Source organism: Pseudoalteromonas sp. SG43-7, from assembly GCF_014164295.1.
GTDB lineage: Bacteria > Pseudomonadota > Gammaproteobacteria > Enterobacterales > Alteromonadaceae > Pseudoalteromonas > Pseudoalteromonas rhizosphaerae.
Map to the genome: position 1 here is coordinate 84,475 of NZ_JACJEY010000004.1, position 24,851 is coordinate 109,325.

Genomic DNA, 24,851 nt, shown 5'->3' on the forward strand with positions numbered 1-24,851 from the left:
TTGCTATCTAAAAGGTTTAACTGTTTAAAAATAACACCCCGCAACTTATTAACCAAATAACTTTCTTCTAACCACTTTTCGATACTCGCTAGGCGTTTGCGAGAGCACTTTCTTAAACACGCGGGTTAAATGACCTTGATCATTGTAACCCACCTCTAAAGCAACCTCCTGAATTGATAAGTTAGATGATGCAAGTAGCTCTTTGGCTGTTTGTACGCGTAATTGCTGCCAATATTCAATGGGGCTTTGGTTGGTCGCAATGCGAAAACGGCGGGTAAAAGAGCGGTAACTCAAACTAAATAGTTGAGCGACCTCTGTTAAACTTTGTTCTGTGGTTAAGTTGTTTTTTAACCAAAATTGAATTTGCGCGATGAGTTCATCTGGATGCCGATCAACGGCGCCTTCAAGGTAGCGCTGATCTTCGTAAGGTTTCCTAATTTCGTGAGAAAAGTTGCGCTCAACATGCTGAGCGGCGGCCTGTCCGTAGTATTGGCTAATAATATGCACGATCACATCTGCTAAGGCATTTAGACTTGCCACACTGTATAAGCGCTCAGATTGAGTGATAAAAAAATCAGGCTTGAGCAGTACTTGTGGGTAGTCGCGTTTAAATTGTTCTGCATAATGCCAATGAGTGGTAGCGGGGTGACCATTTAATAACTTAGCTTCAGCGACTAAGCAATTGCCAGTACCCACGCCAATGATTGAGCTACCCGTTTGCCAGCTGCTGGCAAGCCACTGAACTAACCCAGAGTTTGCTCTGACAACAGGGCGAGGATTGCGCCAAATACCGGGCACAATAATCAAGTCACTGTAAGGTGCTGTGCCGTAAGTGTGATCCGGTAATATTGCTAAGCCGCTGCGATTTTTGATAGGTTCGCTGTCCTCAGCGATTAAATTAATCGTTAATGGCCGAAAAGTTCCGCTGTTTATATGCCCTTTGGCGTACGCCTCACCGGCTCTGAGCATTTCAATTGGCAAGGTGACACTGGTGATCAATAAGTGCTGGTATACCAAAATACTTATTTGCAAAGGGCTAAGTACCAAGTTGTTGTCCATTTAATTGCTCCGACCAGTTTGATTTGGCCTCATAGGCTCATTATTTGGCTATTTAAGCACAATGTTGATAATTAAATCCATCTAAACTGCAAGCTTCTCCTATAACACGTTTTCTCAAGGTAAATTATGACAGCATTACCCGTTATTATCGGCATGGGTGGAATTAACGCCGCAGGCCGTACTTCTTTTCATCAAGGTTATCGTCGTATCGTGTTAAATAACTTAGATACTCAAGCCCGGCAAGAAACATTTTTAGGCCTCGCCACGTTAATGAATTTAGTGAGTCTTGTGAATGGGCAACTGCAAGATTTAAAAGGCAATACTGTTGAGCAAAGCGACATAGAAGCACGCTTTGGTGAGCAAATTATTGCCGGTACGTTAATTCGCAAAATTGAAAAAGAGCATTTTGATGTCGATGCAACACCATGGCAGCAAAAAATGACGTTAACCGCGTCAGATGAAAGCGCCATTGTGTTTGAAACACGTCGTCGAGATTTACCTTCGCCGGTCCCTACAAGTTGGCAAGTAGAAGAGCTTGAAAATAAAAAAGTAAAAGTAACCATTGCGGCTCAGTTTGATATTAAACATGATTCTACTCGCGATAATCCGATTAAATCGGCTGGGCAACTACCAACAGGGTTTGATCCATCTATTATGTACAACAGTCGCTACCAGCCACGTGGTTTACAAGCCACTATTTTTGCTGCTACTGACGCGATTAAATCAACCGGACTTGATTGGCAACACATTATGAATAGTGTTGAGCCTGATAAAATTGGCACTTATTCAGCGTCGGTTATTGGTCAAATGGATGACAAGGGCTTAGGTGGTTTAGTAAAAGCGCGCCAGCAAGGTGACCGCGTCAGCACCAAGCAGTTAGCGCTTGGCTTAAATACAATGTCGACCGATTTTATTAATGCCTATGTGACGGGCAATGTAGGCACTACGTTTTCAACTTCTGGCGCGTGTGCAACATTTTTATATAACTTGCGCGCTGCAGTAAACGATATACAAGCAGGGCGAACACGTGTTGCTATTGTGGCAAGTGTTGAATGCGCAATTACTCCTGAAGTTGTTGAAGGCTTTGGCAATATGAGTGCGCTGGCGAATATTGAAGGTTTACGCCGCTTGGATAACTTAAGCAATGATGATGAGCCTGATTATCGTAAAAGTAGCCGCCCATTTGGCGAAAATTGTGGCTTTACTTTAGGTGAAGGCGCACAAGTAGCGATTCTAATGGATGATGCGTTAGCACTGGAGTTGGGTGCAGACATTCTAGGCTGCGTGCCTGATGTATTTGTAAATGCTGATGGCGTTAAAAAATCAATTACATCACCGGGACCGGGTAATTATATAACCATGGCGAAGTCGGCGGCATTAGCCACGAGCTTATTAGGTAAAGAAGCATTACAACAACGTAGCTTTATTTTAGCGCATGGTTCAAGCACACCGCAAAACCGCGTAACAGAGTCATTAATTTATCATAAGGTGGCACAAACGTTTGCCATTGATAATTGGAAAGTAGCAGCACCAAAAGCGTATGTAGGGCACACAATTGCGCCAGCTAGTGGCGACCAATTAGCGATGGCGCTGGGTGTATTTGCACATAATATTATGCCGGGTATTACCACCATAGATAAAGTGGCCAAGGATGTGCATAACCAGTATTTAGATATTCGTACTGAGCATTATCAATGCGAAGACATGGATATTGCTTTTATTAATTCAAAAGGCTTTGGCGGAAATAATGCCACCGCCACTGTTTTGTCACCCATGGTGACCATGAAAATGTTAGCAAAACGCCATGGTAGTGCGGTGATGGATGCATATGCATTGAGCAATCAAACCGTTACAGCTGCTCAGACTAATTATCAGCAACAAGCTGACTTAGGACAATATGAGCTAATCTATCGCTTTGGTGATGGCATGATTGATGAAGATGAAATTGTCATTTCTGATACCGACATGCATATTCCCGGTTTTGATAAAGCCATTGCATTTAGTAAAACGAATCCTTATCAAGATATGTTTTAAGCACATTATTCTTGAGTGGCAAGGCGCTTTTATAGCGCCTTTTTTAATGCGTGAAAATTAGCCCTATAAAATTTTTAAATTGTCATTGGCTGCATTTTTTTGTTGAATCACCGCAGTTTACGCGATCTGTCATTTATCCTTGTTATAATTTCAAGCTATTAAAGAGGCCAACGTTTGAGAGTCCTATGATCGCCAGTTTATTATTGTTAAGTGCCAGTGTTACATTAGATAGCCATTTACCGCCATTGTTGCCATGGCAAGGTCAAAGTTTGGCACTGATACAACAAAAAGGCCCATTAACCACTGATTTCGAACTAAGCGAAGGGCTAAAGTCACCAAATTATCAGCAAACTATGGCCTTTGTAGATCGTCTTGTTGCAGCAAACCCTACCCAATTCCAAGTGCAAACTATTGCACATAGTGCCAGTGGCCGTGCGATCAACATGATGGTAGCAAGCGAAGATGGTGCATTTACACCTTCGCAGTTAATGCAAAACGCCAAGCCGACTATTTTTATTCAAGCGGGAATTCATGCCGGCGAAATTGACGGTAAAGATGCGATGTTTATGTTGCTACGCGATATTGCAACCGGTAAACGTCGAGATATTTTAAGCCAAGTGAACATCTTATTTATTCCTATTTTAAATGTTGATGGCCATGAGCGTAGTAGTCAGTTTAATCGCATAAACCAGCGTGGGCCAGTTGAAATGGGCTTTAGAACCAATGCTAATAATTTAAATTTAAATCGTGATTTCACCAAACTAGATACGCCGGAAGTACGTGGTGTATTAAAGGTGATCAAGCAGTTTAACCCAGATTTATATATCGATGTGCATGTGACTGACGGTGCAGATTATCAATACGATGTAACTTACGGGTACAACCCCGTATTTGCCAGTGAATCGCCAAGTGTGTCAGATGCGCTCAATAATTATTTTAAACCTATCATCGACACAAAACTACAAGAGCAAGGCCATATACCTGGGCCGCTGGTATTTGTAATGGATAAGCGCGAGTTTAAAAAAGGCTTAGCGGGCTGGGTTGCCACGCCTCGTTATTCGAATGGTTGGGGGGATTTAAGATCGTTACCCACAATTCTTGTCGAAAATCATTCATTAAAACCGTATAAACAACGTGTACTTGGCACCTATGTATTTTTAGATGGGGCTATTTCAGCATTGGCGCAACATCATCAACAATTAACCGAAGCGGTTGAAAAAGAACGTACTTTTGTGCCAAGCCAGCTTATTGTTGAACGCGGTTATGCAAAAGAGCCAAACACTATCGCATTTGCAGGGATCAAGTATTCGCGCAGTAAAAGCGCCTTGAGTGGCCAGATGGAAGTAAAGTATTTAGGCGAAAAACAGCACTATGATGCGTTGCCCATTTACTGGCAGAAGGACGCAAAAACCGTGATCACCGTACCAAGTACATTTTATATTCCACCTGCGTATCCACACATTGTCGAAAAACTCAAATTACATGGTATTACAGTAGAAAACGTGAGCAGTGATGAGCTGGTAACTAATTTAAAAGTCGCGGTAGTAACAAAGCATGAATTTGATAAAGCGCCGTTTGAAGGACGCTTTCGAGTAAACGCAGATTTTGATTTTGTTGATGTACCAGAAAAGTCTTTGACCGGTTGGTATAAAGTTGAAACTGCTCAACCTTTCGGTGAGTTAGTTGCCCATCTTTTACACCCCAAAGCACCGGATTCATTTTTTGCGTGGGGTGAGTTTAATACGATTTTTCAACGTACTGAGTACATGGAAAACTATGCATTAGCGCCGTATGCTCGCCATATGCTCAAAGAAAAACCGGCACTTGCACTTGAGTTTGATAAAAAAATTCGTGAGGATGCCGCTTTTGCTAAAGATGCACAAGCACGATTAAACTGGCTCTATGAGCATACGCCATTTTATGATCAAGCTTATTTAAAGTATCCTGTGCTGATGACATTTGACACTAAACCGCAAATAAAGAATTAACATATGGAAATAATTACCGTACCGGTGACCGCTTTTGCACAAAATTGCCGAGTGGTTATTTGTAAACAAACACGCCACGCAGCGGTTATCGACCCGGGTGGCGACGCTGATAAAATCATTACTGAGCTTGCCAAGCATCAGTTAAGCTTGCAGTGTATTTTACTCACCCATGGCCATCTTGATCATGTCGGTGCGGCAAAAGTACTTGCTGAGCATTTTTCTGTTGATATTGTCGGGCCACAAAAAGACGAATTGTTTTGGTTTGATGCATTACCTATGCAAGCGCAAATGTTTGGCTTTGCACCAATTGCGCCTTTTCATCCTCAGCATTGGTTAAGTCATGGCGATACGTTTACATTGGGTCAATTGCGATTTGACATTCGTCATTGTCCGGGCCACACGCCTGGGCATATTGTATTTTATGAAGCAACACATCAGTTAGTGATAGTGGGTGATGTTATTTTTAAAGGCTCAGTAGGGCGTACAGACTTCCCTAAAGGGGATGCCCAGCAGTTACTTGACTCGATTAAAAATCAAATTTTGACACTGCCTGATGAAACGCGAATTCTATCTGGGCATGGACCTGACACTAAAGTGCTGACTGAGCGCATATCGAATCCATTTATAAGTGGTAAATTTGGTTAGTTGCGCATAATAAATGCATAAAAGTACAAGACTCAACCTATAAACCAATGTATAATTTAACCAATTTAGTAAAATAAATAAGAAATAAAATGTCTCTAAATCATGTTGACCGCCAAATTTTGGCACTGTTACAGCAAGATGCAAGTCTTTCGACCGCTGATATTGCTGATAAAGTCGGTTTATCTCAATCACCTTGTTGGCGTCGTATTGCTAAGCTTGAGCAAGATGGTTACATCAAAGGCAAAGTTGCCTTATTGGATGAGAAAAAGCTCGGCTTTGATATGCTAGTGTACGCTCATGTTCGTTTATCAAATCATGGCCGTACAAATTTAGCTGAGTTTGAACGACTTATCCTAAGTTATGATGAAGTAACAGAATGTTACAGTATGGCTGGCACTATGGACTTTATGTTGCGGATCATTTCTAAAGGCATTGAAGGCTATGAACAGTTTGTTCGTGATAATTTATTGAATCTTGAATTTGTTCAAGAAGTTCACTCAAACGTCACTATGACTTGTGTCAAACGCAGTACATCGCTGCCACTTTAATCGTATCTAATCATGCTAGCGCTATAAAGGCGTTAGCTTGTTCCTCTTACTGCAATTGTTAACCTTAGCTTAATTTGTTAGAATTCAGCGCTTTTTTGATCCCACACCCCGAAGAGGAATTCAATGTTTAACTTATTAAGCAAGGCGCCGAGCTCTGCTAAAAACGATATCTTATCAGGTATAACGGTTGCCCTAGCACTCGTTCCTGAAGCTGTTGCATTTGCGTTTGTTGCAAATGTAGAGCCTTTAGTTGGTTTATATGCAGCATTTATTGTTGGCTTGATCACCGCTATTTTTGGCGGCCGCCCAGGTATGATCTCCGGTGCAACCGGTGCACTTGCCGTTGTTATGGTAAGTTTAGTGCTAGATCATGGGGTTGAGTATCTCTTCGCGACTGTATTGCTGATGGGGATACTGCAAATACTAGCAGGGGTGTTTAAGCTCGGTAAGTTTATTCGTATGGTTCCGCATCCGGTGATGCTTGGGTTTGTAAATGGTTTAGCGATTGTCATCTTCTTAGCGCAACTAGGTCAATTTAAGGTGTCCGATGGTCAAGGTGGCATGCAGTGGATGACAGGCACGCCGATGATGATCATGCTAGGATTAGTCGCTTTAACGATGGCTATTATTCACTTTTTGCCAAAGTTGACTACAGCTGTGCCATCAACATTAGTCGCTATTGTTACTGTAACCGCCATTGTTATCGGATTTGATTTAGAAGCGCGTACAGTACTTGATTTCTTAAAAGATATGACCGGTGACAGTGCGGCAACTATTGCTGGTGGTTTACCACAATTTCACATTCCAATGGTGCCATTTACCTTTGAAACACTGAAAATTATTTTACCTTATGCACTTATTTTAGCGGCAATTGGTTTAATTGAATCACTATTAACCCTTAGCCTGATTGATGAAATCACAGAAACCCGTGGTCACAGCAATAAAGAATGCATTGGTCAAGGCGCTGCAAACGTTACCTGTGGTTTCTTTGGTGCGATGGGAGGCTGCGCGATGATTGGTCAATCAATGATCAACATTAACTCAGGTGGTCGTTCGCGTCTATCTGGTATCACAGCAGCATTAATGCTCCTAGCATTCATTATTTTTGCCGCCAGTTTGATTGAAATGGTGCCGCTGGCAGCATTGGTTGGCGTGATGTTTATGGTGGTATTAGGCACCTTTGAATGGGCGAGTTTCAAAATGATGAAACGCGTCCCAAAATCAGATGCTTTTGTCATTGTATTAGTATCGGGTGTAACGGTGATAACTGACTTAGCAATTGCAGTATGTGTGGGTGTGATTGTGTCAGCCTTAGTATTTGCATGGCAACATGCTAAACATATTTTTACTACAAACTACATTGATGAAGAAGGTTCTAAAGTCTACGAACTACACGGCCCATTATTTTTTGGCTCAGTGAAAAAGTTCGCGGAGTTGTTTGATGTTAAAAATGACCCTAAAGACGTTATCATCGAATTTAAATACAGCCGAGTGGCAGATCACAGTGCCATTGAAGCAATTGATACTTTAGCTGATAAATACACCAAGGCAGGTAAGCAGTTGCATTTACGCCACTTGAGCCCAGACTGTATACAGTTATTACATAAAGCGCGCGACTTAGTCGAAGTTAATGTAATAGAAGATCCAACTTATAAAGTTGCTTCAGACAAGCTTGCTTAAACGAGACGTTTGATAAAAAAGCGAAGGCACTGCCTTCGCTTTTTTATTGCTATCGAACAAATCATTGGCTGAAACCGTAGATGACATTAAAATTTATTTAAGTCACATAAAAACCAGTGCTCGGTGAGTCAATTATTGAGACTAAGCTCGACTAGTGCAGCTAGTGCCTGTATAATTCGCGGCCTCTTTATACCGTCTTATTGCCTGTATTAACTTTTCCTTATTCAGCGAACAGTGTACTTGTCAGTATTTGCTTAGGAAATTCATTTTGATCTCTACCGCTAATATCACCATGCAGTTTGGTGCCGAACCCTTGTTCGAAAATATCTCCGCTAAATTTAGTAACGGTAATCGTTATGGCTTAATTGGCGCCAATGGATGCGGTAAGTCAACCTTCATGAAAATCCTCAATGGCTCATTAGTGCCAACATCAGGTAACGTATCAATTGGCCCAGGACTGAAAGTCGGTAACTTAAGCCAAAATCAGTTTGCATTTGAGCAATACTCAGTGGTTGATACTGTGATCATGGGTGACGTTGCATTATGGAAAATAAAGCAAGAACGTGAACGTATTTATTCACTGCCAGAAATGAGTGAAGAAGATGGTATGAAAGTCGCTGAGCTTGAAAGCGTTTTTGCTGAAATGGATGGTTACAGTGCAGAAAGCCGCGCGGGTGATATTTTATTAAAAGCGGGTATTGAAGAAGAATTTCATTTTGGTCTAATGTCACAAGTAGCCCCTGGCTGGAAGCTGCGCGTCTTACTTGCGCAAGCCTTGTTTGCTAACCCTGATATTTTATTACTGGATGAGCCAACCAATAACTTGGATATTCATACCATTAGCTGGTTAGAGCACGAACTTAACCAGCGTAAATGTACCATGATCATTATTTCTCATGACCGCTATTTTCTTAATGCGGTATGTACTCATATGGCTGATATTGACTACGGTGAGCTGCGTATTTACCCAGGTAACTACGAAAAATACATTGAAGCATCAACACTTATTCGTGATCAATTACTTGCTGGTAATGCTAAAAAGCAATCTGAAATTGAAGAGTTACAAGATTTCGTTAACCGCTTTGGTGCTAATGCGTCAAAAGCAAAACAAGCGAGTTCACGTGCTAAACGCATGGATAAAATCAGCTTAGATGAAGTGAAGTCGTCAAGCCGAATGGCGCCGTCATTGTATTTTGATGAAGGTAAAAAGATGCACCGCCAAGCATTGATCTTAGAAGACTTTGGCCATGGTTTTGACGGTGAAGTATTGTTTGAAGGCGGCGAGCTGATTTTAGAAGCAGGTTCAAAACTTGCGATTATTGGTGAAAACGGTGTTGGTAAATCAACCTTTATTCGCTGTTTAGTGGGTGAACTTGAAGCTAATCACGGTGTTGTAAAATGGTCAGAAAATGCATCGATTGGCTATTGTCCGCAAGATAGTAGTAAAGACTTTGATAACGATTTAACCTTGTTTGATTGGATGTCACAGTGGCGTACAGCCAAGCATAACGATTTAATGGTGCGTGGCATGTTAGGTCGGTTATTGTTTACTGCGGATGATGCGAATAAAAAAGCTAAAAACTGCTCAGGTGGTGAGAAAAATCGCCTATTGTTTGGCAAATTAATGATGCAAGACGTAAATGTTTTGGTGATGGACGAACCGACAAACCACATGGATATGGAAGCCATTGAAGCGCTTAATAATGCATTAAAAGGCTTTGAAGGTACGCTGATTTTTGTCAGCCATGACCGTGAGTTTGTTTCATCATTGGCAACTCGTATTATTGATATTCGTGACAAAGAAGTGGTTAATTTCCACGGCACCTTTAACGAATTTATGGCAAGCCAACAAGAGCAAGCGAAGCTTTTGGCTGCAAAGTAAAGTTTATTGATCTCAGTTTTATTAAATGCATGATCATGCAAGCGAGTTCAAGAGCTCTGTAAATCAATATAATTGGTATTAAGTATCAGAAAACCGGCTGCGGCCGGTTTTTTTATGTCTAAATTATGTAAAATTAAAAAGTTGCTTTGGTGTAGCTTTAAAGCGTCGTAACGTTAGCGCTGATAAAACCGATTTAATTAGTATAATTTTTAAGGTATCTATGTGGTAATTAAAGCTCGTATTACTAAATTAGTGTCGAATCTTGAAAAACTAGCGCTCACCTTGTGTGTGCTATTTGTTAGCGGGGCTCTATTATTTCCTGATATGCTCACCGCGCATATTCAACCACTGATCATTAATGCATTATCAGTGTTGGGTGGACCATTTTTTCTGTTAGTTAATTTTTTATTGATAAGCGTTATTGTGCTGGCTATTAGCCCACTCGGACAACGTAAAATAGGTGGAGAGCATACATCTGTCGAGTTTTCAACTTTTGGTTGGTTGTCAATGTTATTTGCTGCAGGAATGGGATCGGGTTTAATTTTTTGGGGCGTAGCAGAGCCTGCCATGCACGTATTGCAACCGCCATTAAAGCAAAGTCTTTACCCTGATAGACAAGGTGCTGCATTGGCTATTACGTTAGTAAACTGGGGCGCTCATGCATGGGCACTCTACGCAGTATTTGGCTTAGTCTTAGGTGGTTTGAGCCATAACAGTGGCAAAGCGGGAGATATAAGTGCTCCGGTGTTGAGTGTAACAACTTCATTTTTAAGTCGCGCAGGGCAGCTAAAGTGTAAATACGTGATCCAGTTAGTGGCCATTTTAGCTATTTTTTTTGGTGTAGTTGGCACGATTGCAAATTCAACATTATTACTACGAAAAGGGATTGAGCTTGAGCTTGGCATTAACTCGCCTTGGTTAGTTGGTTTGATTATTATTATGTTATTAGCGCTGTTGTTTAGCTTATCTGCGCGCTTAGGATTAAAAAAGGGTATTCAAACACTCAGTCAATTTAATGTTTTTTTAGCATTTGGAGTACTTATTTGGCTCATCATGATGGTACCACTACAACCGATTATAGATGTGGCGATCAGTGGCGTTAAATTTTATAGCCACTTATTAGTGACAGGGACATGGCAATTATCAAGTCAACTAAATGATCCTGCTTGGGCTAATAGTTGGACGTATAATTATTATTTTTGGTGGCTAGCGTGGGGACCTTTTGTTGGGGTTTTTTTAGCTAAAATAAGTCAAGGTCGGCCAGTTTGGCAATACATTGTTGGCGTAGTAATTGTGCCAACTTTCGTCACTTTAATTTGGTTTAGTGTTTTTTCGAGATCTGCTATTGCTTGGGATAGCGGCCATAGTAGTGGCATTATGGCCGCTATTAAAACTGATTATACACAAGGCTTATTTGTATTTTTTAAGCAGTTAGGTTGGCAAGGAGGTGTGCTTATTTGGTCGAGCTTATTATTATTACTGATCTTTGTTGCTACTTCGGCAGATTCTGCAATTTTAGTGATCCGTAATTTAGCGGGGACAAAAAGCAGTCATCGATTTAGTTTGTATGTGTGGTCTTTTACTTTAGCTCTAAGTAGCTGGGTATTGTTATTACAAAATAATGAATTACTTAACCGAAGTATTGCAATTATTGGTGCAGTGCCATTTTTGTTTATTTTTATTTTGCAGCTGATAGGATTTGTAAAAGAGTTTATGAAGGAGTTACAAGTGTAGTTAAACCTATTACTGTTGCTATGCTCGAGCTAGTTTATAGTTTAATTACTTTATTGTCATTCACTTACAGTTTTTTACAGTGTTTTATACTCGTTCGTTTATAGTGAGTATTACAGATACAACCACTAAGCAATACTAATGCTATTAAAAACTGGCTCATTCGAGGTAGTTAAATAATAACTTACGCATTTAAGCAATGGGATATAAAGGATTAAATTTATGTTCAAGCACTTTATTACTGTTTTACTTGTCAGCCAATTACTAAGCGCATGCACTGTAGCGGGTGTATTAGTTGATGGAGTTATTTATTCAAAAGCGGATACAAATTATGATGCTGATTTAGCGCAGGCCCCCGCACATGTATCGCCTCAAGATAATACTTACTTTAGTCATGAACAGACTTTGTCATTTGCGGACTTAGGCATCGAAGTAGATCGTTTTTTAGTGGGGTTAGTGCAAGAAAGCTCAGAGCCTACTCTGGTATGCAAAAGAATAACTAAATCAATACAACAATGTGAGGAAGCAACGACTGACAACCTCACAGTAGAGGATACAATTAACGCTGAAGATACAGTTGATGAAATGATAAGTGTTCGTCGATAAAGCTGCTGATAAAAAAGTAACTATGATCGTAGCCTGCGTGCATATTCAACGTTAGCGGGTAATTAACTTGCTCTGCTACTGCAGTTAGGTTGTCTGGTTTTAGTTGCTCGACTAAAAAATTATCGGCATCACCTTGGTCAATACGCATTGGTAAAAATTCGTTACTGTGTGCCTTTTTCATTAGTTCACAGCTATCGTAATTGGCCCATTGTGATTGATCATCTCCTAAGTACTGACTAAACGCTTTTTGCCCCCAAGGACAGTCAATAGGGTTAGTGATTGGGCTAAAAGCAGAAACACTGGTGTAACTTTTTGGATTGCGCAATGCAATCATCAACGCACCGTGCCCCCCCATAGAATGCCCGCTAATCGCTTTTTTATCAGTCACGGGAAAGTGCTGTTCAATTAGCGAAGGCAATTCATTTACCACATAATCATACATATTATAGTGCGTGTTATAGGGGGCTTGGGTGGCGTTTAAATAAAACCCTGCGCCTTGGCCAAAATCATAACTGTCTTGGTCTGGCACAGTGTCGCCACGAGGACTGGTATCAGGTGCAACGATAGCAATACCAAGCGCTGCCGCTTTTTTAAATGCACCTGCTTTTTGCATAAAATTTTCATCCGTACAGGTTAAGCCTGATAACCAATACAGCACCGGTACTTTATTAGTTTGGCTGGCACCGGGTGGCAAGAAAATAGCAAACCGCATTGGGCAATGGGTGCTTGTAGATGTATGGCTGTATTGCTTGTGCCAGCCACCGCTAACTTTTGTGGCGCTTAAATTGTCTAACATAGATTCCTCGCTAAAATACCACATAGCTTACACGCTATGCGGTATCTGTATTTTTAATATTAGTAGTGGATCACAGTACGAATACTTTTGCCTTCATGCATTAAATCAAACGCGTCGTTTATGTCTTCAAGACCCATGGTATGAGTGATAAAGTCATTTAATGCAAATTCGCCAGCCATGTAACGTTCAACAATCTCAGGTAGTTGTGAACGACCTTTAACCCCACCAAATGCGCTACCACGCCAGACGCGGCCAGTGACTAGCTGGAATGGGCGAGTTGAAATTTCTTGTCCTGCACCAGCAACACCAATGATCACCGATTCCCCCCAACCTTTATGACAACATTCAAGGGCTGAGCGCATGACATCAACATTACCTATACACTCAAATGAGAAATCAACGCCACCATCGGTCATCTCGACAATAACTTCTTGAATAGGCTTATCGAAATCTTTTGGATTGATCAAGTCTGTGGCACCTAATTTAGTGGCTAGATCAAACTTAGACGTGTTGATATCAATACCGATAATACGCGAGGCACCAGCCATTTTCGCGCCGATAATTGCTGACAAACCTATACCACCTAAACCAAAGATAGCAACGGTATCGCCTGCTTGAACTTTTGCAGTGTTTGTGACCGCGCCCATACCAGTTGTAACACCACAGCCTAGTAAGCAAATTTCTTCAAGTGATGCTGCTTTGTTTACTTTAGCCAGTGAGATCTCTGGCAGTACCGTATATTCAGAAAAGGTTGATGTGCCCATGTAGTGATAAATTGGTTGGCCATCTTTGAAAAAGCGAGTCGTGCCGTCTGGCATTAAGCCTTTACCTTGCGTTTCACGTACAGCGGAACACAAGTTTGTTTTGCCTGAAGTACACATTTTACATACACCGCATTCTGCAGTATATAAAGGAATAACATGATCGCCTACAGCAACACTGGTTACGTCTTCGCCGATAGCATAAACGACACCGGCGCCTTCATGCCCTAAAATGGCTGGGAAAATCCCTTCAGGATCGGCACCTGATAATGTAAATGCATCGGTGTGACATACGCCCGTAGCAGTAATTTTTACCATTACTTCGCCTTTTTTAGGCATCATTACATCCACTTCTTCTACAGATAGTGGTTGATTTGGACCCCAAGCAATTGCGGCTTTTGATTTTATAAATTCAGACATAGTAACTCTCTTGCTGGTTAAATACGAAGATGACTTGAAAACAATAACGCTATTTTATTTGTTTCTCAAACAATGTTAATCTTCATTTTAATAAAACACTTTTACAGTATGGTAATAATGAGTCGTTGGTTAGGCATAGACGAATTTATCGCAGTCGGTGAAGAAGGCAGCTTTACCCGCGCTGCAACCGCATTAGGGGTATCCGTTGCACACATAAGCCGCCATGTAACGCAATTAGAGCAGCGCTTAAATACCCAATTATTAACGCGTACTACCCGTAAAGTTGTACTGACTAAAGAAGGCGAAGTCTTTTTACATCAAACAAAACATTTACAGCATGCAATGGACGACGCCACCGCGTTATTAGCACAACAGCAAAATGCTCCTAAAGGTAAAATTAAACTCACAGCTCCGGTTATGTATGGCGAAAGCTTCGTGATGCCAGCAGTGCATACTTTTATGCAACTGCACCCTGATGTAGAAGTGGTGATGGCGCTGAGCAATGAACAAGAAAATTTACTTGAGGGCGGCTTTGATTTAGCTATTCGCCTTGGTCATTTAAAAGACTCTAGCTTAAAAGCACGACGCTTAAGTGCACGTCATTTTGTAATTTGCTGCTCAAAAGCCTATTTAGCCCGTTTTGGCGAACCTCACACATTAGCTGAATTACAGCACCATCAATGCTTAGTCGGCAACAGCAGTTATTGGCGGGTTTGCGAGCAAGGGCGTGATAAACATATCAAAATTGCGGGGCGGTTACAGTGTAATAGTGGCTGGGCCTTAGCTGATGCAGCTAAAAAGGGTCTTGGCATCATACAAGTGCCAAACTACTACATTGAGAGTGATTTAGCCACGGGTGAGTTAGTGCCTATTTTAACCAATAATCAGCCAAAACCAGAAGGTGTATGGGGAGTGTATCCTCCGCGACAATTTGTTGCGACCAATGTCAGAGCATTACTCGATCACCTTATTAAATCTCTAAACTAAAAGTTTAAATAAAGCGGCTTAATTTTGATACAGCAGTTGATTTGTCATGAATTTTTACACTTTTGCGCATACCCAATGGCGCTTTATTTATGCTAGTATGAGCGCTGAATTGGCATTAAATGTGACCATAAATAATTATGTTTCAACCTGTTAGCCTGTTTATCGGGCTGAGATACAGTCGCTCCTCGAAAGGGAACGCATTTATCTCTTTTATTTCGTTTTTCTCCATTGCCGGTATCGCCATTGGTTTAATGGCATTATTTACTGTCAGCTCAGTGATGAATGGTTTTGAAAATAACCTTAAAACCAATATGTTGGGCCTCATTCCTCATGTTGAAATTGCGTCTGATGGACAAACTCAAGCACAAATGATCCAGCTGCAAGATACCATTGTTGCGTCCAAATTTGTGAAAAGAGCGAGTTTGTATCGCCATGGTGAAGCCATTTTACAAACCAATCGCGATTTACATGGCGTGCTATTGCAAGGTTTGTACGACGATAACGCATCGCTTTATAAAATCAGCGATAAAGTTATTCAAGGTAATTGGCAAACAGTCATGACATCGCGCTATCACATTGCGGTTAGTCGTTATTTAACACGTAAACTGGGAATTGGTTTAGGTGATAAAGTGCGCGTGATCATGCCTAATGCGTCAACCTATACACCTTTAGGTCGCGTACCAAGCCAACGTTTGTTCACCGTTGCTGCCATTTATGAAACAGGTTCTGAAATTGATATGGGACTTGCTTTTACTAGCGGCGAATCGCTACAACGGGTATTAAAGTTGCCACAAACTAGTGCTCCTAATTTGAGTATTTCACTGAACGATCCTTTTCAACTAGATGCCTTTAGCGCTTCAGCTAGTGCAATTTTAAGTCAACATACAGTCACCGATTGGCGCCAGTCACAAGGTACTTTGTTTGCAGCAGTCGCAATGGAAAAACGCATTATGTCGATGCTGCTGGCGCTGATTGTATTAGTTGCGGTATTTAATATTGTCTCTGCGTTGACCATGATGGTGAGCGAAAAACAAAGTGAAGTGGCTATTTTACAAACGCTTGGCTTAACGCCGGCTCAAGTGCAGCAAGTATTTATGATCCAAGGTTTGTACAATGGTTTGATTGGCACCAGTATCGGTGCAGCCCTTGGCTTATTACTCAGTGCTTATATCAACGAAGTGCTGGCAGGCATAGGTTTAAACTTGTTAACAGGGATTGCCTTACCAGTAAAATTTGACGTAATGAGCTTATCGCTGATTGCCGTAGGCAGTATTACCATGAGCTTTTTAGCCACTTTATATCCGGCGCGTAAAGCTGCCAATGTTAGCCCAGCAGAGGTATTGCGCTATGAATGATTTAGTTATCCAATGTGAACAGTTAAGTAAAGTGTATCAAGATGGTGAAAATCACGTTGAGGTTTTAAAAGGGGTTGATTTAACCTTACAACAAGGTGAGATGCTGGCTATCGTTGGCAGCTCTGGTTCTGGTAAAAGTACTTTACTGCACATTTTGGGGACTTTGGATTCACAAAGTGCCGGTGTGGCAAAAATTAAAGGTCAACAAGTTGCTAAGCTATCACGTGCTGAGCAAGCAAAATTTCGTAATGAGCATTTAGGGTTTATTTATCAGTTCCATCATTTATTAATGGAGTTTAACGCGTTAGAAAATGTTGCGATGCCGCTGTTGATCAAAGGTCTCAGCGCTAAAAAAGCCAATGCTAAAGCCCTCGTAATGCTCGATAAAGTAGGGCTATCGCACCGTAGTAGCCATAAACCATCAATGCTCTCTGGTGGCGAGCGTCAACGGGTGGCAATTGCGCGGGCATTGGTGAGCGAACCTGATTTAGTATTGGCCGATGAGCCAACAGGTAACTTAGACAAACAAAATGCGATTAAAATTTACGATTTGATCAAAGAGCTTAATAGCAGTTTGAATACCAGTTTTGTAGTGGTGACGCACGACTTAGAATTAGCCGATAAGCTGGGTAAAATTGCTTACCTTGATGATGGGAAATTGGCAATTAAAGAGGCCAGCCATGTTGCTTAGTGCCTATTTAAGTAAACGTTTTAGAGCAAGCTCCGGCAGCAGCGATGAAAAAAATGGCTTTGTTAGTTTTATTGCCAAAGCGTCAACCATTGGTATTTTACTCGGCGTTGCAGTGTTAATTGTTGCTTTGTCGGTGATCAATGGCTTTGAACAACAACTAGTACATCGCTTATTAAGCGTTGTGCCACAAGTTGAATATGTTGCGCCTAATCGTCCAATTGATAACTGGCCGGATAAAGTTCAAAAGCTCTCAGAGCAACGTGGCGTAACCGGTGCAGCACCTTTTATTAGTGTCAATGGCATGGCGCAATATAAAAGTGAACTAAAAGCGGTTGAAGTGCGAGGGGTTGATCCTGCTCTAGAAAGTGACGTATCGGCGGTTAATCAGTTTACCCATGGCAAGTTGGTCAGCCAAATAAGCGAAGACGAAATTATTTTAGGCCAACAAATTGTTAAACAATTAGGTGTTAAGCAAGGGGAGTTAATTACCTTATTGATCCCGCAAGTTAACGAGATAAGTACTGAGATTTTAGCACCCAAAAGGGTCACTTTAACCCTTGCGGGTATTATTGAAATGGGTGGCCCTATTGATAGTTCTGCTGCCTTCATCAATATCAGTAAGGCGCAATCAGTACTTGGTTATGAACCACAGCAAGTAACAGGGCTTCGCTTAGCAGTAACCGATGTTTTTCAAGCGCACCAAATTGCGCTACGGGTTGGCCAAACAATTGATGATTATGTTTATATCTCTAGCTGGTTTAGAACCCAAGGTAGCTTATACCAAGATATACAAATGGTCAGAACTATTGTTTATATTGTGGTGTTTTTAATCATTGCGGTGGCAAGTTTTAATATTGTTTCGTCATTAGTGATGGAAGTACGTGAAAAACAGGCCAACATAGCGATATTAAAAACCATGGGCGCTAAAGACAGTACGATATTAGCGACCTTTATTTTACAAGGACTTAGCCAAGCATTTATTGGCGTGGTACTGGGCTCATTTATAGGTGTGATACTGGCGCTGAACATCAGTGAGCTTTTTACCCTACTGAGTCAGTTGTTAGGCTCAAACCCGCTGGAAGGGGTGTATTTTATTGAGTTTTTACCCAGTAAGCTGGTATGGCAAGATATTGTGATCACTGTTATTGTAACTTTTGTGTTGGCAGTATTAGCCACTATTTACCCTGCATGGCAGGCAACAAGAGTGGAACCAGCCAAGGTATTAGGCAACTAAGGGAAATTTATGTTTAGTTATCAAGTAGTAATAGATTATTGGTTTGATGAACTCGGTCCATCTGGTTGGTATAAAAAATCTGATGCTACAGATATTAAGATACGAGATACATTTAGTGATCTGTTGATAGCTATTACAAAAGGCGAGTATGCGTCTTGGCGAGTGACTGCCTTAGGTGCATTAGCTGAAGTGATTGTGCTTGATCAGTTTTCTCGTAATATTTACCGGGATACCCCTCACGCGTTTAGTCAAGATCCGCAAGCGTTAACATTGGCACAGTTGGCAATCGAAAAAGGCTTTGATCAATTATTACCTGTTGAGCAGCGGGTGTTTTTTTATATGCCGTTTATGCACAGCGAATCGAGCTTTATACACCAACAGGCGATGGTATTATTTAAAGGTTTGAGTAATGAAGATTATGAACTTGCCCATAAAAATATTATCGATCAGTTTGGTCGCTACCCACACCGAAATACTATTTTAGGGCGTCAGTCCAGCGCCGAGGAAGTTGCGTTTTTAGCTCAACCAGGCTCGCAATTTTAATCTAGCTTAGGTATATAAAATAATTGTTTAATTTCAGCAGCTAAATCAGGCGAGCTAAAATCTTTGTGCTGTTTTATCTGTTCAATATTAATAGCATCAAGGCGTTGCTCACTGGCGATCAGCACAATATTTTTATATTGGTTAAATTCAATCACCACAATATGACTGAATAGACTTCGAAGTGTCGTTAGTAGAGCGATTAATTGTTGTTTATTTTTTGCAGTAAAGTTGATGCAGATCTTACCGTATGTGCTAAGTCGCGCATGACAGTCGCACAAAAATGCCTGCTTTTGTAAAAACGCTGGCTGCGATTTACCACTAAAAACATCAATTAAAATCACATCAAATTTGCGGCTACTTTGAGCAATAAATTGTTCAGCACATTGCGCTACAATATGATTGTTGTCATTGAGGAAAAAATACTGCTTAGCTGCTTTAATTACATTCGGATTAATTTCGACAGTCGTTAATTCAAATCCGGCTTTATTAGTCACTGCTCGTTCAAAACAACCGCTGCCTAAACCTAAATTTAATATCTGTGAGGAGGGTTCGCTACAAAGCAAAAATAGCAGCATAGCTTGATTTACCGGATTACATACTTGCTGCGGTTGTGATTTTTCCATTACACCTTGTAAAGTTAGCTTATCCCCGAGTGTAAGCCAACGATAATCAGCATTTTCAAAAATCTTTAGCGTGTCTTGCTTACTTTGGATTGTTGCTACTAGGTATGCATCGGTAGTAAATGGCGTTAAATCAATCATGCCGTTCCTTCATAATGGGGATGTTGAGCAAAACAAAAAATCAATAGGGTGGCCTTGTTAACTCTGCTAAACTGTATGGCTACTCATAAGCCAGCAATACCTGCTTGGTTGTCTTATCTTACTCTGGAATTTACTTTGACTAATAATGATATTTTACGCCGCCTTCGCTATACCTTTAATTTAGCTGATACTACCATGATTGAAATTTTTGCTGCAGCAGATCATGACGTGACTCAACAACAAGTGATTGGTTGGCTAACCAGAGAAGGGGAAGAGGGTTACGTAGATCCAAGTGATACTGAGTTTGCCATTTTTCTAAATGGTTTTATTAATACAAAGCGTGGTAAGCGCGACGGTGAGCAACCAGCGCCAGAAAGTAAATTAAATAATAATATTATTTTAATGAAATTACGTATCGCATTAAATATGAAAACGGAAGACGTGATCGATGTCCTTGCCTTAACTGATTTTAGTTTGAGTAAGCATGAGTTAAGTGCATTTTCTCGTAAAGCCGATAACAAGCATTATCGTGTATGTAATGACCAAATATTACGTAACTTTTTAACTGGTTTACAGCTACAACTTCGTCCAGAGGCAAGCGGCGAATAATTTACGTGTTCATATCCGTATTTATATCGTACGGGTATGATTTTTAACCCCACTTTAAGCATCGGTGTTTTAAGCAGCCCTCTGCGTTAGTATTTAAATCTTTATTTATTCACATTTCATAAATTTATATTCTTTTTTAATGAGCGTTAATTGTTGCTCTTGCGTATCAACTCAAAAATAATTCACGTTATCGAACGTTAAATATATAGGTTTATCATGTTACAGTGTTAAAAATATTACAATTTTTAAGGCTCTTAACTAGATGACCCATAAACTTGATCACGTCTATTTTAACATCTGAGACAAGCATAACTTTTAACACGGAAGAATAATTATGAATTATATCCATGATACCATTGCACATTTAAAACAAACTAGCCCAGCACAATGCGAATTTTATCAAGCCGTTGAAGAAGTGCTTGAATCACTTGAACCTATTCTTGAAAACTCAGCCGACTATCAAAAGAATGCGATTATTCAACGTCTAGTTGAACCTGAACGTCAAATTATGTTTAGAGTCCCTTGGGTTGATGATGACGGTAACATTCATGTCAATAAAGGCTATCGAATTGAATTTAACTCAAGCTTAGGTCCATACAAAGGTGGTTTACGTTTCCATCCAAGTGTAAATGCCAGCATCATAAAATTTTTAGGGTTTGAGCAAATTTTTAAAAATGCGTTAACTGGCTTACCGATTGGTGGTGGTAAAGGCGGCGCAAACTTTGATCCTAAGGGCCGCTCTGACAGCGAAATAATGCGTTTTTGCCAATCATTTATCAATGAGTTGTATCGTCATATCGGCCCAACCACCGATGTGCCTGCGGGTGATATTGGCGTTGGGGCACGCGAAATAGGCTATATGTTTGGTCAATATAAACGGTTGACCGGACGTTACGACGGTGCGTTTACCGGCAAAAGTTTATTGTGGGGTGGATCATTGGCTCGAAAAGAAGCGACAGGATATGGCGCTGTTTATTTTGCCAATTACATGTTGCAAGACAATGATGACTCACTTAAAGGTAAGCGCTGTTTAGTTTCTGGTGCCGGGAACGTGGCAATTTACGCGATGGAAAAACTTTATCAATTAGAGGCAACACCTATCACTTGCAGTGATTCAAGCGGTACGCTGTATCATGAATCAGGTATTGATGTTGCACTTGTTAAAAAGCTTAAAGAAGGTGCGCGTGAAAGTTTAGCTGTCTATTTAGAAACCCACAGCGATGCGAAGTATATTGCTTGTGCAGATTACCCAAGTGATGGACATGCGGTATGGCGTTTTGTTGCTGATGCCGCTTTTCCCTGTGCGACGCAAAATGAGTTAACTGAAGCTGATGCGCGAACGTTAATAAACAATGGTTGTATATTAGTTTGTGAAGGCGCAAATATGCCAAGTACTAAAGAAGCGGTCGATGTGTTGCTTGCTGCTGAAATAGCCTATGGCCCTGGCAAAGCAGCTAATGCGGGTGGTGTTGCGACGAGTCAATTAGAAATGGCGCAAAATGCCAGTATGCAAATGTGGACGTTCGAAGAGGTCGATACTAAGCTGCAACAAATAATGAAAAATATCTTTGATACTGCAAGTAATACAGCCGCTGAATTTGATCAACCTGGTAATTTAGTGTTAGGTGCTAATATTGCTGCTTTTCGTCGTGTAGCAGATGCTATGATTGAGCAAGGTGTTGTTTAACATACGATAGTTTTACTATGCATAAGCCCACTATATTGGTGGGTTTTTTATTGACGTATATTTGTTCATACCGCGATTATTATCCCGTTTATCTAACCAATCAGTGATTGAACGAGTTAAACAGGTGTTGGTCTCAAAATTATTTGCAGCAGGTAACTGCTCACGTATTGTATATTTATCAAATAATAAAGAGCATCAACACTATGTCTGATCATAAAACCTATCAGCTATCGACCCTCAAGCCCGCAATTTTAATAACTACATTGTTTATTTCAACAAGCACCTTGGCCGCTGAGCTAAATTATCAAGATCAAACCAAGCTTCATGATATTGCCGCTGATGTTTCAGCAACACGTATTGGCAGTGATATTCAAACACTTGTTGATTTTGGCACTCGTCATACGTTATCAGAAACGAAATCAAACACCCGAGGAATTGGTGCAGCTCGGCGTTGGATCAAGGCTGAGTTTGAGAAAATTTCTCAGCAATGCGGTGGCTGTTTAGAAGTAATAGAAGTTAAAGATACCATTTCTGGCGAAAAGCGTATTCCAAATCCTGTTGAAGTGGTGAATATTATTGCTATTCAACGCGGTACTGATCAGCCAAACCGGATGGTGATGATGTCGGGCGATATTGATTCACGGGTCAGCGATGTAATGGATTTTACCAGCGACGCACCAGGGGCGAATGATAATGCATCGGGTGTTGCTGGGGTGATTGAATCAGCTCGCGTGTTATCTAAATATAAATTTAATGGCTCAATTGTTTATGCCGCGCTTTCAGGCGAAGAGCAAGGACTTTTTGGTGGTAAAATTTTAGCCGACTATGCACAAAAGCAAGGCTGGCAAGTACACGGTGTACTCAATAATGACATGATTGGTAATATTACTGGTATTAATGGCGTTACTGATAACACGACTGCACGTATTTTCTCTGAAGGTACGCGGGTTATCGAAACCAAAGAGCAAGCGCATAAACGCCGTTTTACCGGTGGCGAGGTCGATTCAGCTAGTCGTAATTTAGCCCGTTATATCGATACCATTGCCGATCGCTATATTCCCAATCTTGACACATTGCTAGTTTATCGACTCGATCGCTTTGGTCGAGGAGGGCATCATCGCCCGTTTAACGACATGGGTTATGCTGCTGTAAGAGTAATGGAAACGAACGAAAATTATAACCATCAACATCAAGACTTACGCACTGAGGATGGTATTGTTTATGGTGATACCATTGATGGCGTTGATTTTGATTATACCGCAAAATTAACAGCGCTTAATGCGGTAAGTTTAGCGTCAATGGCATGGGCACCTGCACCACCTAATAACGTTGAAATATCAGGTGCTGTGCAACCTAGTACGACCTTAAAATGGCAAAAAAATAATGATAAAACGACCACGGGGTACAGACTCTATTGGCGTTATACCAGTGAACCACAATGGCAATTTAGCCGCTATGTGGGTGATGTAAGTGAAGCGACTCTTAAAAATGTAGTCATTGATAATTATTATTTTGGGGTTGCTGCGGTTAATAAAGACGGTATTGAATCACCGGTGGTTTTCCCTGGCGATGTAGGTGCGTTTGAGCAAACACTAAAGTAATGTGTAGCGTCTGATATTCAAGCGTAATATAGTTGCGCTTGAATATCAGGCAAGACAATTTAGTAGCGGACTTCGCAATTGAACAGCAATAGTTGTATTTTATGTTGACCTTAGTTTATGAAAGTACACTTTTCATACAATAATTTCAGTGAATACTTGAAGTTAATGGCTTTTTCGTATTATGGTGGAGTTAAATGTGAATTAGTTGACAGTGTATGAACCTATTTTTGCTGATTGCAGGCAGCTTGAGTGCTTTAGCCGCACTCGCTCACCTTGGTTGTATTGTTTTTGGTGCGCCGTGGTATCGCTTTTTCGGTGCTGGTGAGCACATGGCAATGCTCGCAGAGCAGGGCAAGTTGACGCCTTCGCTGATCACTTTCTTCATCGCTTTTGTATTAAGCGTTTGGTCGTTATATGCTTTTTCTGCCGCGGGTTTGTTCAAACAGCTACCTTTCATACGCTTTGTGTTAGTTGTGGTAACTGCGATTTATTTGTTTCGCGGTATTGCAGGATTATATTTAATGACTAATCCGCTAGGACGCAGTGAGATGTTTTGGCTTTGCAGCTCGATCATTTGTTTACTGATTGGCGGCTTTCATTTTATAGGATTAAAACAACAATGGCTGGTTTTATCAGTTAAATATTAGCAAGGAAGGAAGCAATGTCTTTATTTGTATCGACGGATTTTAACCCCCCAGAAGCGCTGCAAACAACTGCGTTTTATTTTACCCCATTAAATGAGCAGGTAGTCGAGCTTGATTTTACTGCTGTAATGTTAAGTGTGCCGCAGCTAAAAGGTATATTCGCCACCAAGCCTGATTGGCCAAAAGCCGATATGACCCTTGAAGAGAATCGTCAAAGCTTAGCTCAACATGCCGCAGAGTTTAACGAAAAAAAAGCATTTGCTTATGCGATATTAAACCCGAAAAAAACACGCTGCCTAGGCTCAGTGTATATCGATCCTGGGGTAAACAATGAATTCGATAGTGAGATTACTTTTTGGCTACGTAATGATAGTCAGGAATTAAATAATACCTTACGGTTATGTATCTTACATTGGCTCGCTGAGCATTGGCCATTTGATCGAGTACGATTAATTTCAACTAAGTATCAGGCAAGCTTTAGTTTGTAATACCAAAAGTTTATAACGCAATACAGGTCATACTCATTAGCGGATGTGTTGTGTTAGCTGGCTGATAACGTACTGCGGTTTGTTATCTGTGTCAGTGCTGT

22 protein-coding genes are annotated in these 24,851 nt (G+C 40.8%); 18 read left to right on the top strand and 4 right to left on the bottom strand.

Features of this window, described 5'->3' with window-relative positions:
- Positions 1-48: 48 nt before the first annotated feature.
- The gene (locus H5200_RS02760; protein WP_149982524.1) at positions 49-1,059 is read right to left on the bottom strand and encodes a GlxA family transcriptional regulator; all 1,011 of its coding nucleotides are present in this window, start codon (positions 1,057-1,059) and stop codon (positions 49-51) included.
- A 126-nt stretch (positions 1,060-1,185) separates the two neighbouring features.
- Between H5200_RS02760 and H5200_RS02765 the strand changes: the two genes are divergently transcribed.
- The 8 genes from H5200_RS02765 (at position 1,186) to H5200_RS02800 (ending at position 12,173) form a co-directional block, all read left to right on the top strand.
- Positions 1,186-3,093 carry a beta-ketoacyl synthase gene (locus H5200_RS02765; protein WP_182739617.1) on the top strand — a complete coding sequence of 636 codons (1,908 nt, stop codon included), beginning with the start codon at positions 1,186-1,188 and terminating at the stop codon, positions 3,091-3,093.
- Between the two features lie 185 nt (positions 3,094-3,278).
- Positions 3,279-5,081 (top strand): M14 family metallopeptidase, encoded by a 1,803-nt coding sequence (locus tag H5200_RS02770; protein WP_182760904.1) that lies wholly within the window; start codon positions 3,279-3,281, stop codon positions 5,079-5,081.
- A gap of 3 nt (positions 5,082-5,084) precedes the next feature.
- Complete coding sequence (locus H5200_RS02775; RefSeq protein WP_145233146.1) at positions 5,085-5,726, top strand: MBL fold metallo-hydrolase; 642 nt, start codon at positions 5,085-5,087, stop codon at positions 5,724-5,726.
- An 89-nt stretch (positions 5,727-5,815) separates the two neighbouring features.
- Positions 5,816-6,274 carry an Lrp/AsnC family transcriptional regulator gene (locus H5200_RS02780; protein WP_016707271.1) on the top strand — a complete coding sequence of 153 codons (459 nt, stop codon included), beginning with the start codon at positions 5,816-5,818 and terminating at the stop codon, positions 6,272-6,274.
- Positions 6,275-6,397: 123 nt separating this feature from the next.
- Positions 6,398-7,954, top strand: coding sequence for a SulP family inorganic anion transporter (locus H5200_RS02785; RefSeq protein WP_145233147.1), 1,557 nt, complete (start codon positions 6,398-6,400; stop codon positions 7,952-7,954).
- Positions 7,955-8,222: 268 nt separating this feature from the next.
- Positions 8,223-9,836, top strand: coding sequence for an ABC-F family ATPase (locus H5200_RS02790; RefSeq protein ID WP_182760905.1), 1,614 nt, complete (start codon positions 8,223-8,225; stop codon positions 9,834-9,836).
- A 222-nt stretch (positions 9,837-10,058) separates the two neighbouring features.
- Entirely contained in the window at positions 10,059-11,570 is a 1,512-nt protein-coding gene (locus tag H5200_RS02795; protein WP_310737035.1) for a BCCT family transporter, read from the top strand.
- Between the two features lie 219 nt (positions 11,571-11,789).
- The gene (locus tag H5200_RS02800) at positions 11,790-12,173 is read left to right on the top strand and encodes a hypothetical protein (protein WP_182760906.1); all 384 of its coding nucleotides are present in this window, start codon (positions 11,790-11,792) and stop codon (positions 12,171-12,173) included.
- Here H5200_RS02800 and fghA read toward each other — a convergent pair.
- Together fghA and H5200_RS02810 are read right to left on the bottom strand one after the other, a co-directional pair.
- Positions 12,127-12,969 (bottom strand): S-formylglutathione hydrolase, encoded by an 843-nt coding sequence (gene fghA / locus H5200_RS02805; protein ID WP_182760907.1) that lies wholly within the window; start codon positions 12,967-12,969, stop codon positions 12,127-12,129. The two genes, H5200_RS02800 and fghA, sit on opposite strands and share 47 nt — an antisense overlap.
- Before the next feature lie 59 nt (positions 12,970-13,028).
- Positions 13,029-14,150: an S-(hydroxymethyl)glutathione dehydrogenase/class III alcohol dehydrogenase gene (locus H5200_RS02810; protein ID WP_182739613.1), complete on the bottom strand. Its 1,122-nt coding sequence runs from the start codon at positions 14,148-14,150 to the stop codon at positions 13,029-13,031.
- Between the two features lie 117 nt (positions 14,151-14,267).
- On the opposite strand from H5200_RS02810, the gene H5200_RS02815 reads away from it, so the two are divergent.
- The 5 genes from H5200_RS02815 (at position 14,268) to H5200_RS02835 (ending at position 18,960) form a co-directional block, all read left to right on the top strand.
- Positions 14,268-15,137, top strand: a complete 870-nt coding sequence (locus H5200_RS02815; protein WP_182760908.1) for a LysR family transcriptional regulator — start codon at positions 14,268-14,270, stop codon at positions 15,135-15,137.
- Between the two features lie 137 nt (positions 15,138-15,274).
- The gene (locus H5200_RS02820) at positions 15,275-16,492 is read left to right on the top strand and encodes a lipoprotein-releasing ABC transporter permease subunit (RefSeq protein ID WP_145233153.1); all 1,218 of its coding nucleotides are present in this window, start codon (positions 15,275-15,277) and stop codon (positions 16,490-16,492) included.
- Positions 16,485-17,183 (top strand): lipoprotein-releasing ABC transporter ATP-binding protein LolD, encoded by a 699-nt coding sequence (gene lolD / locus H5200_RS02825; protein ID WP_145233154.1) that lies wholly within the window; start codon positions 16,485-16,487, stop codon positions 17,181-17,183. The genes H5200_RS02820 and lolD overlap by 8 nt, the downstream gene beginning before the upstream one ends.
- Positions 17,173-18,417 carry a lipoprotein-releasing ABC transporter permease subunit gene (locus H5200_RS02830; RefSeq protein ID WP_182760909.1) on the top strand — a complete coding sequence of 415 codons (1,245 nt, stop codon included), beginning with the start codon at positions 17,173-17,175 and terminating at the stop codon, positions 18,415-18,417. The genes lolD and H5200_RS02830 overlap by 11 nt, the downstream gene beginning before the upstream one ends.
- A gap of 9 nt (positions 18,418-18,426) precedes the next feature.
- Positions 18,427-18,960: a DUF924 family protein gene (locus H5200_RS02835; protein ID WP_182717426.1), complete on the top strand. Its 534-nt coding sequence runs from the start codon at positions 18,427-18,429 to the stop codon at positions 18,958-18,960.
- On the opposite strand, the gene H5200_RS02840 is transcribed toward H5200_RS02835, so the two are convergent.
- Complete coding sequence (locus H5200_RS02840) at positions 18,957-19,721, bottom strand: spermidine synthase (protein ID WP_182739609.1); 765 nt, start codon at positions 19,719-19,721, stop codon at positions 18,957-18,959. The two genes, H5200_RS02835 and H5200_RS02840, sit on opposite strands and share 4 nt — an antisense overlap.
- A 135-nt stretch (positions 19,722-19,856) precedes the next feature.
- On the opposite strand from H5200_RS02840, the gene H5200_RS02845 reads away from it, so the two are divergent.
- The 5 genes from H5200_RS02845 to H5200_RS02865 all read left to right on the top strand — a co-directional run bounded on the left by H5200_RS02845 (position 19,857) and on the right by H5200_RS02865 (position 24,750).
- Positions 19,857-20,330 carry a DUF1456 family protein gene (locus H5200_RS02845; RefSeq protein WP_145233406.1) on the top strand — a complete coding sequence of 158 codons (474 nt, stop codon included), beginning with the start codon at positions 19,857-19,859 and terminating at the stop codon, positions 20,328-20,330.
- A gap of 334 nt (positions 20,331-20,664) precedes the next feature.
- Positions 20,665-22,017 carry an NADP-specific glutamate dehydrogenase gene (gdhA, locus tag H5200_RS02850; RefSeq protein ID WP_182760910.1) on the top strand — a complete coding sequence of 451 codons (1,353 nt, stop codon included), beginning with the start codon at positions 20,665-20,667 and terminating at the stop codon, positions 22,015-22,017.
- Between the two features lie 203 nt (positions 22,018-22,220).
- The gene (locus H5200_RS02855) at positions 22,221-23,618 is read left to right on the top strand and encodes a M28 family peptidase (RefSeq protein WP_182760911.1); all 1,398 of its coding nucleotides are present in this window, start codon (positions 22,221-22,223) and stop codon (positions 23,616-23,618) included.
- Positions 23,619-23,833: 215 nt separating this feature from the next.
- Entirely contained in the window at positions 23,834-24,265 is a 432-nt protein-coding gene (locus tag H5200_RS02860) for a hypothetical protein (protein WP_149982511.1), read from the top strand.
- A gap of 14 nt (positions 24,266-24,279) precedes the next feature.
- Entirely contained in the window at positions 24,280-24,750 is a 471-nt protein-coding gene (locus tag H5200_RS02865) for a hypothetical protein (protein WP_182760912.1), read from the top strand.
- Positions 24,751-24,851 lie beyond the last annotated feature (101 nt).